7 protein-coding genes are annotated in these 8,711 nt (G+C 59.4%); 4 read left to right on the forward strand and 3 right to left on the reverse strand.

What is annotated here, in order from left to right:
• The 4 genes from ACH2EH_RS21755 to ACH2EH_RS21770 all read left to right on the forward strand — a co-directional run.
• The coding region (locus tag ACH2EH_RS21755; RefSeq protein WP_395145034.1) for an NPCBM/NEW2 domain-containing protein at nucleotides 1-1,622 on the forward strand (1,622 nt) is incomplete at its 5' end.
• Nucleotides 1,623-1,747: 125 nt separating this feature from the next.
• Nucleotides 1,748-4,630, forward strand: coding sequence for a DUF2341 domain-containing protein (locus tag ACH2EH_RS21760; RefSeq protein ID WP_395145035.1), 2,883 nt, complete (start codon nucleotides 1,748-1,750; stop codon nucleotides 4,628-4,630).
• A gap of 51 nt (nucleotides 4,631-4,681) precedes the next feature.
• A complete protein-coding gene (locus ACH2EH_RS21765) occupies nucleotides 4,682-5,368 on the forward strand; it encodes a phytanoyl-CoA dioxygenase family protein (protein ID WP_395145037.1) in 687 nt (228 codons plus the stop codon).
• Nucleotides 5,369-5,475: 107 nt separating this feature from the next.
• Nucleotides 5,476-5,775 (forward strand): ArsR/SmtB family transcription factor, encoded by a 300-nt coding sequence (locus ACH2EH_RS21770; protein ID WP_395145039.1) that lies wholly within the window; start codon nucleotides 5,476-5,478, stop codon nucleotides 5,773-5,775.
• 40 nt (nucleotides 5,776-5,815) lie between these two features.
• Here the strand turns inward: ACH2EH_RS21770 and ACH2EH_RS21775 are convergent, their stop codons facing one another.
• The 3 genes from ACH2EH_RS21775 to ACH2EH_RS21785 form a co-directional block, all read right to left on the reverse strand.
• Nucleotides 5,816-6,838, reverse strand: coding sequence for a Gfo/Idh/MocA family protein (locus ACH2EH_RS21775; protein WP_395145041.1), 1,023 nt, complete (start codon nucleotides 6,836-6,838; stop codon nucleotides 5,816-5,818).
• Nucleotides 6,839-7,014: 176 nt separating this feature from the next.
• Complete coding sequence (locus ACH2EH_RS21780) at nucleotides 7,015-8,046, reverse strand: Gfo/Idh/MocA family protein (RefSeq protein WP_395145043.1); 1,032 nt, start codon at nucleotides 8,044-8,046, stop codon at nucleotides 7,015-7,017.
• Between the two features lie 53 nt (nucleotides 8,047-8,099).
• Nucleotides 8,100-8,711: DUF6785 family protein (locus tag ACH2EH_RS21785; protein ID WP_395145045.1), on the reverse strand; the 612-nt coding region annotated here is incomplete at its 5' end.

Genomic DNA, 8,711 nt, shown 5'->3' on the forward strand with positions numbered 1-8,711 from the left:
AAATCATGAATATGTCCCAAAAACTTGCTCTGACCCCGCCGATGGGCTGGAATAGCTGGAATGCCTTTGAGCAGAAGATTGATGAGAAGATCATCAAAGAGATCGCCGACGCGCTGGTGCGCTCCGGGATGCGCGATGCGGGCTATCGCTACTTAGTGCTCGACGACGGCTGGCTGCAAAAAGAGCGCGATAGCAAGGGGATCTTAGTGGCCGATCCGGTGAAGTTCCCCAGTGGCATGAAGGCTATCGGAGACTACATTCACGCCAAGGGGCTGCGTTTTGGTATCTACGAAGATCGCGGCAAGCTAACCTGTCAGGGCCTCGCCGGAAGCTACCAGCACGAGGCGACGGACATGGCAACTTTTGCAAGCTGGGGCGTGGATTACCTCAAACTCGATAGCTGCTACGCCGAGCTCAATAAGCGCCTCAGTAGCGATGACTATTCTCTCTATCGGGATGAGATTGCCAAGACGGGCCGCCCGATGATTTTGAGCATGTCCGACTTTGGCAATGGCGCGTGGGCCTGGGGAGGGGAGAAGATCGGACAGCTCTGGCGAACCTCGTACGATATCTACCCGAATATGGACTCGGTCTACAACTGCGCCGAGACTTCGACGGGCGGCAATGTGACCCATCCAGCCTTCAATGGCCTCGGGCAGTTTGCCGGGCCGGGGCACTGGAACGACCCCGACATGCTGCAAGTGGGCAACCTTAAGACAGACACCGAGAGCCGCGCCCACTTCAGCCTCTGGTGCATTCTGGCTGCGCCGCTCATGGCGGGCAACGACCTGCGCAAGATGCCCGAGAGTGTCCGGGCAATTCTGACGGCCAAGGAAGTGATCGCGATCAACCAGGATCCGCGCGGCATCCAGGGCTACAAAGTCTTTAAAAACAACGGTCAGGAGGTCTATAACAAGCCTCTCGCCGATGGGACTACCGCCGTGCTGATTCTCAATAAGAGCGATAAGCCCGCCGCAATCACGGTTCCGTGGGAGCTGATTGGACTAATGGGTCGTCAAAAAGTTCGTGATCTGTGGCTCCGCAAAGACATCGGCACGTTTGAAGGCTCTTTTACCAGCCCACGCCTCGCGCAGCACGAGCACGTGCTTCTTCGTATTGGCTCCCGTGGCCGCCCACTCCCCGCGCCCGCACCCCTGCCCGTGGAGCGCTACACGGTCACGAAAAGCGGCGTCACCTATCTCAGCGACCTGTGCTACATCTGGCTCAGCGACCTGTGCTACATCTGGCGGCGCGGTAATCCCCCCGTCAGTGGCCTAAGCGCACGACAAGAGCCGCTGGTGCTGGGTGAGAATTTCTACCGCAAGGGCCTCGGCTGCCAGGGGAAGTCTGTGATGATGTATAAAATCAATGGCCGCGCAAGCCGGTTCCAAGCCACGGTTGGCCTCGATCCGTCGAATTCACCCACTGCTGAGGGTCGCTTTCGGGTGATGGAGGAGGACTTCTTTGGCAATAAAATGCTCTTTGATAGCGGCAAGCTCCGCCCTGATGCGCCGCCAAAGCCCATTGATATTGATGTTACGAACAAAGGCTGCATCATGCTAGAGTTCACCGGCGACAATGTCCTGGGAACCTGGGCCGAAGCACGGGTGGTGAGCAAGTGATACCTATTTTTGTTTTACCTCCCCCGGCTCGCTTAAGCTCGCCACCCCCTCCGGCTTCGCGAAGGGAGACGGCATCCCCCCAACGCCCCCCTTCGCAGCGAGGAACGAGCGATCAGCCGGAGGGGGTGGCCGAGCCGAGCGAGGTCGGGGGAGGGGGAGGGGGAAAGCGCAACAGGCACCACTCCGGCTCGCTCTACCTCCTCACCACCCCTGACGGTGCAAACCTGCCCGCGTCGGTGACACTCACAGACTTTCCGGTGCTGGTTCGCCTCCGCCGCGAGACGTTTCCCTTTGCTCAGGCCCAGCCCCACGGCGAGGACTTGCGCGTAACAGACAGCAGCGGCACGCCGCTGGCCTATCAGATCGAGCAGTGGGATGCGCAGGCAGGGACGGCGAGTCTCTGGGTACGGGTGCCGAAAATCACGGGCAACGCACGCCAGGAGCTGCGGCTGCATTGGGGCGACCCCGCGGCCAAGAGTGCGTCCAGCGGCCCGGCGGTCTTTAATGCAAGCAATGGCTATCTTACGGTCTGGCACATGGACGAGACGCTGACCGATGCAACGGGCATGCTGACAGCGACCAACAAGGGCACGACAGTTGCGCCGGGTTCGATAGGGGCGGCACGGCGCTTTGCCACGGAGCAGGGAATTGCGGGTGGGGAGAAGCTCACGCACTTTCCCACGGGCAGCCAGCCGCATAGCTCGCAGGCGTGGTTTCGGGCGGAGCGGCCCAATGTCCGGGTTCTCGGCTGGGGTAATGAGGAGCGTCAGGGGAAAGTGACGATGCAGTTTCGTAGCCCACCGCACATCAGCATGGACTGCTACTTCTCCGATGCCAATGTCGCCGGAAAGAGCAAGCTCCCGATGGGCGAGTGGCAGCACGTGATGCACACCTACGAGAAGGGCAATGCGCGGGTCTACGTGAATGGCGTTTTAGACGGCACAGCGCAGTCATCAGCCGCACCGCTGAACGTGCAGAACCCCGCACGCTTCTGGATAGGCGGCTGGTACAACAACTACGACTTCGTGGGCGAAATAGACGAGGTCCGAATTTCGAGTGTCGCACGCTCTGCCGACTGGGTGAAGCTTGAGTACGAGAACCAGAAGCCGCTCCAGACACTGGTGGGAATGCTCGTGCAGCCCGGCAGTGAGTTCTCCGTTTCGTCGCCACAGCTCACAGTGCGTGAGGGCAGCCGCGCCACGATCACGGCAAAGGCAGGCGGGGCGCAGAAGCTCGTCTGGGTGCTCAGGCAAAAGGGGCAGGAGAAGATTGTCGGGGTGGATCAGCTCTCCTACACACTGGAGGCAGGCCGGGTGAGCGGCGACACAAAACGTACGCTTCTGCTTAAAGCCATCTATCCTGAGGGCGTGAAGACCCGTGAGATTCCGGTGACCATCCAGGAGATGATCGCGGACCCCATGATCTCGCTTAAAGCCCCGCGTCAGTGGGATGGTCGCACGCCGATTGAAATTAGGGCGACGGCGGGCAAGAGCGCTCTGCCGCTGCGCTACGCCTGGAAAGTGGACGGACTCGCGACCAGCAAAGAGGTGCTTCCTGGCAAGCTGCGCCTCACCCGTGCCCAGAACAGCGGGACACTCACGGTAAGCGTCTCCGTGGACAACGGCGGCGCACCTGTGACCCAGACCGCAAAGATTGCCGTCACCGAACCCAAGGCCGATCCCTGGATCGAGCGCAAGCCCGCCCCCAATGAGCAGCCGGTGGACAACCAGTTCTACGCCCGCAATGCCAGAAACGAGGGGACGCTCCACGACAACGGCACGCTGAGCACCCCTGCCGACTCCGTGTTTTTGCGCCTCTACGCCGACGGGGCGCTGGTCAAGACCGTCATGCAGAAGCTCTCCGCGAGCCGTGCCTATACGCTCTCGGTAGCGCTCAAGCCGGGGCTGATTCACTATCGCACGGAGTTTGGGAGTGTCTCCGGCGCTCAAGAGACCGTTCTGCACACTGCCTCTAATCTCGTCTGTGGCGATGCCTTTGTGGTTCAGGGGCAGTCCAACGCTGTTGCCACGGACTTTGGCAAGGAAACCCCGACGTTCCAAAGCGAGTGGATTCGGACGTTTGGGACGCGCTGGGAAGACGCTCGTCATCGCAACCAGAACAGCCAGGCGGGCGAGATCGGCTACTGGGGGATGGAGCTGGCGCGGCGATTGATGGAGAGTGAGAAAGTGCCCATTTGCATTCTGAATGGCGCAGTGGGGGGCACGCGTATTGACCAGCACCAGCGCAACCCCAGCAACCCGACGGACTCCACCACCATCTACGGGCGTTTGTTGGGGCGTGTGCGCCAAGCCGGGCTCACCCACGGCATTCGAGGGATTCTCTGGCACCAGGGTGAGAACGATCAGGGCGCGGACGGCCCCACAGGCGGCTTTGGCTGGGAGACCTATCGGGAGTACTTTATTGAGCTCACTGCCGCCTGGAAGCTGGACTTCCCGAATCTCCAGCGCCACTATCTCTTCCAGATCTGGCCCAAGTCGTGCTCGATGGGCATTGACGGCTCCGATAATCAGCTCCGTGATGTCCAGCGTCAGTTGCCCACGCTTTTCTCGAAGATGAGCATTCTGTCCACACTAGGCATTGATCCGCCCGGTGGCTGCCACTTCCCCGCGGCAGGCTACGCTGAGTTTGCCCGCCTGATCTTCCCGATAATCCAGCGCGACAGCTACGGCAAGATCTTTACAGAGCCGATCACGCCGCCAAATCTGAAGCGCGTTACTTTTGCCAGCGCCAAGAAAGACACACTGATTCTGGAGTTCGATCAACCTATTATCTGGGAGAGTGCATTGGTAAGTGAGTTCTCTCTGGACGGCCAAAAAGGTAAAATAGCCTCGGGCGTGGTTTCGGGTAATCGGCTGACACTCACACTCACGGAGCCGACGACGGCGCAGAAAATTACCTATCTGGACAGCGCGGCCTGGAGCCAGAAGCGGCTTCTGCGAGGAACCAACGGAATCGCGGCACTGACTTTCTGCAACGTCCCCATCTAAATTGTCCCCCCACCAGGCGGGGGTAGGCTGAAGTTCAGGTAAACTCCCATTATGACCATTGACACTGATGTCTTTTTCCGCGAGGGATTTCTCCATGTCCCTGGCATCTTCACGCCCGACGAAGTAATGGCGCTTCGAGAAAAAACCGACGCGTGTTTTGCCGCTCGCGAGCGCATAGACCCAAAGTTTGTCTCCTATGTGCACGGGGCGTTTGTGTTGCGACGTGGCACGGAGTACGACCCGCTCTTCGCCAGCTTAGTCGAGCGACCTGAGATTCAAGCGCTGGCGAGTGCGGCGTTGGGCTCGCAGCCCGCCTTTAATGCCCTCAATGTGATCCGCAACGAGCCAGGACAGGCAATCTCGCTCTGGCATGTGGATGATGTACTAGAGCTGCCTCTCCCCGAGGACATCCCGCGCTTCGATGCCCGGATTCGCCTGCCCGTGCTCTGGCTGACGGTGCAAGTGGCGCTGAGTGACATCGAGACCGAGGCGCACGGCCCGACCCAGTTTGTGCCCCGGAGCCACTACTCAGGCCGTCGCCCCCCGAAAGACGAAGAGAACCCTATGTTTGAGGGACAGGGCCCCGTGCCGGTGTTCTGCAAGGCGGGGGATGTTTATTTGACCAACCACCAGTGCTGGCATCGGGGCGCACCGAATCTCTCCGACCGGACACGCTATGTCCTTCAGCTCCAGTACGCCACCCGCTGGGCGGATCGGCGCTTTCGCGGGGTGGCTTGAATTAGCAAGAAAATATTCGTGAGATTTGAACTGCCACGGTGAATTATCTTAGCCTAAAATCAACACTAATTATGAGAGAAAAAATAGCCTGGCAGGTGAGTATAGAAATGTCTAAATTGGAGCAGCTTGCGCCTTTGATTCGTATCTACTCACACCCTCTCCGTCTTCGTATTATTGACTTTCTTGAGACGGTTCAAACGCCTCAGCGTGTCACGGAAATTGTGGGTATCTCCGAAGGCGCACAGCAAGCAATTGTCAGCCAGCAGCTAAAGATTCTTCGTGATGCGGGAATTTTGGAAGCCGAGCGCAAGGGCAACTGCGTGTACTATTTCATTAGCAACAAAAGTGATCTCTCCGTGATGCACTGCATTCGAAAATACGCGGATATCTCCGGTCTCTCTGTATAGGCGTCGCTGAGACAGGATTCCTGCCTCAGCGACATATTCCCTATTCGCCGGGGTACTTGAGACCAATCTCCACACGCACTGCATCCAAGGTGCGCATAACGGCCAGTGTGCCCTCAAGCGGGAGAATCTCACTCTCGGTCTTTCCGGCGCGCAGGCACTCCGCCACATGCATCGCCTCGAACTGAAAGCCCTCACCCTCGTGCTGAAACTCTAGTGTCTGGGTGTGACCATCGGCTGTTAGAATCAGGCTCTTGGGACGCCACCAGAACGGAACCTCGATCTTACCCTTGGTGCCGATAATCGTGGTGACAAACGGCGTGGTGACTTGGATTGAGGTCGCGCAGGTCGCAAGGGAGCCATCGGGGAAGCCCAGCACCACCGCGACATTTTCATCCACCCCCGTGCTCCCCAGCTGCCCGAACGCCTTCACCACACTGGGCTCCCCGAGCAGCATCATGGCGATATTGATTGGGTAAACCCCCACATCCATCAGTCCCCCGCCGATCAGCTCGCGGGAGAAAAGCCGCCCGTTGGGGTTGCCGATAACAAGCTGGCTGTTGTCATCCAGCGCTCCTGCTCCGTAGCCAAAGTCTGAGTAGACCTGGCGCACCTTGCCAATCGCGCCCTCGGCGATCAGCTCGCGCACCTTCACCCAGACGGGGAAACAGCGGCTCCAGACACCTTCCATCAGGAACAGGCCCTTCTCCCGCGCCTTGGCAACCAGCTCCTCCGCCTCTTTGAGGTTGACCGTAAAGGGCTTCTCACAGAGCACGTGCTTGCCCGCGTTCAGTGCCAGGAGTACCTGCTCACGGTGGAAATTATGGGGCGTCGCCACGTAGACAATATCAATCTCCGGGTCATTGACGAGCTTGGTGTAGGCATCGGGGCCGGTGTGCTGGGTCGGCACATCGAACTTTGCGGCGTACTTGGCCGCTTTCTCTGGATCGCGCGAGGCGATTGCCTGAATCTTATGATCGCTTAGCTTGGACACATCTGCGCCCAGACGGTTGGCAATCGAGCCACAGCCTAAAAATCCCCAGCGAAGGGGTGAATACGTTGACATATTTTTCTTTCTTTTCGCCCCCATGAACGGGGGCGTCTTTTTATCCTCATTCTTCGGACACGAAGGGCGTCCCGCCCATAACCAAGTTTACTCAAAATCGGCATGGCCGGAACGGCCTTTGTGTCGGCGAAGCCGTCAATAAGACGCCCCCGTTCATGGGGGCGATTTTTGGATGACTACTCCATCGGGTACTTCAACCCAATCTGTGAGCGTAGGTTGTCTAGAGCGCCCATCACGGCGAGGCTGTCGCTGTGCGAGAGAATATCGCTCTGGGTGTGGCCGGTGCGCAGGCGCTCGGCAAAGTGCATGGCTTCAAACTGGAAGCCGGGGCCGTCGAAGGGGAGCTCAAAGACCTCGGACTCACTGCCCCGGGTCAACGTGAGCTTGCGCGGAGTCCACCACGGGGCAGCCACTTCGAGCTTCCCGCTCTCACCAATTAAGGTCGCGCTCTGGGGCGTGCTGACCTGAAACGACGTGCTCATGACAGCGACTGCGCCGCTGGGGAAGTGCAGCAGCATTCCCGCGTTCTCATCTACGCCCGTGTGCCCGATCGTCCCTAAACACGCCACTTGATCGGGATCGCCGAGCAGCATCTGGGCCAAGCTCACCGGGTAGATGCCCACGTCCATGATCGCCCCGCCGCCAAGCTCCGGGTTGAAGAGGCGTGCCTGCGGGTTCAGTCCGATTATCTTGCCGTCGTCGCCGACGTTGGAGGGGCTGGGGCCGCAGCGAAAGCCAAAGTCGGCGTAGAGCATGCGTGGCTTGCCAATCGCGCCCTCGGCGATCAGCGCACGCACTTTATCCCAGACGGGGAAGAAGCGGCTCCACATGCCCTCCATTAGAAATAGCCCGGTCTCTTGAGCAACCGTGACCACGGCCTCAGCCTCGGCCCTATTGATCGTGAAGGGCTTCTCGCACAGAACATGCTTGCCGCTCTTCAGCGCTAAGATGCTGTGCTCTTTGTGGAACGTGTGCGGTGTTGCCACATAGATCGCATCTACGTCGGGATCAGAACAGAGGGCTTCGTAGCTGCCGTGGCGGTTGGTGATACTGTGCTTGCTCCCAAAGGCGGCGGCTTTTTCCGCATCACGTGAGCCGACAGCGACGACATTTTGATCCGAGAGAAGCGCGATGGACTCGGTAAAGCGGTTGGCGATACTCCCAGCCCCAAGAATTCCCCAGCGCAGGGGTGTGTAGCGGTTTGACATAGCGCATCAAGGATACCCCGCGGGCCGGGGCTTCGTCAATGCGTGCCCCCGAGCTACTGATCCCAGCTCATCTTGCCGTTGATGGAGATGGAGTAGGTTGTCTGCCTGTCGTTGAGCATGGAGAAAGTCGCCCAGATCAGCTCGGCCATGAACTCGCCCACGATCAGACCAAACGCGATCTGCCGGAGCTGTCCGTAGCCCTTGAGGCCGTAGAAGCGCTGCACAAACACTTTCACGATCAGCACGATTAAGAGCCCGAACCAGTAGTAGTCCACCCCGAAGTTCATCGCCAGCGCGTAGCCCGCTGGGTGTAGCCAGAAGCCAGGAATACGGAAGCGGATAAAGTCGAGGAGCATCACCGTAGCGAAACCACCCGCGACGGCAAGCATGGCGGTGGGGTTGGGAGGGCGAGGGGTGGAGAGGATATTGCTGATAAAGCCGCCCAGCTCGCCGGAGACCCAGCTCACGGGCGTGTAGCGGTAGCCAAAGTAGATGTGCGCCAGAAATCCGGCCACGGTGCCTAGGGGGATCGCCAGAAAGAGCGCCAGAAACATGCCCTTGGCCGAAAGCTTCCCCCGGTCCGCCAGATAGAGTCCCTCCATCAGCGAGGGCATGGTATGGGTTCTATGGATCCGGTTCATGAAGTGGAATGTCGCGAGCGTCCG

The organism is Armatimonas sp., from assembly GCF_043760365.1.
Lineage (GTDB): Bacteria > Armatimonadota > Armatimonadia > Armatimonadales > Armatimonadaceae > Armatimonas.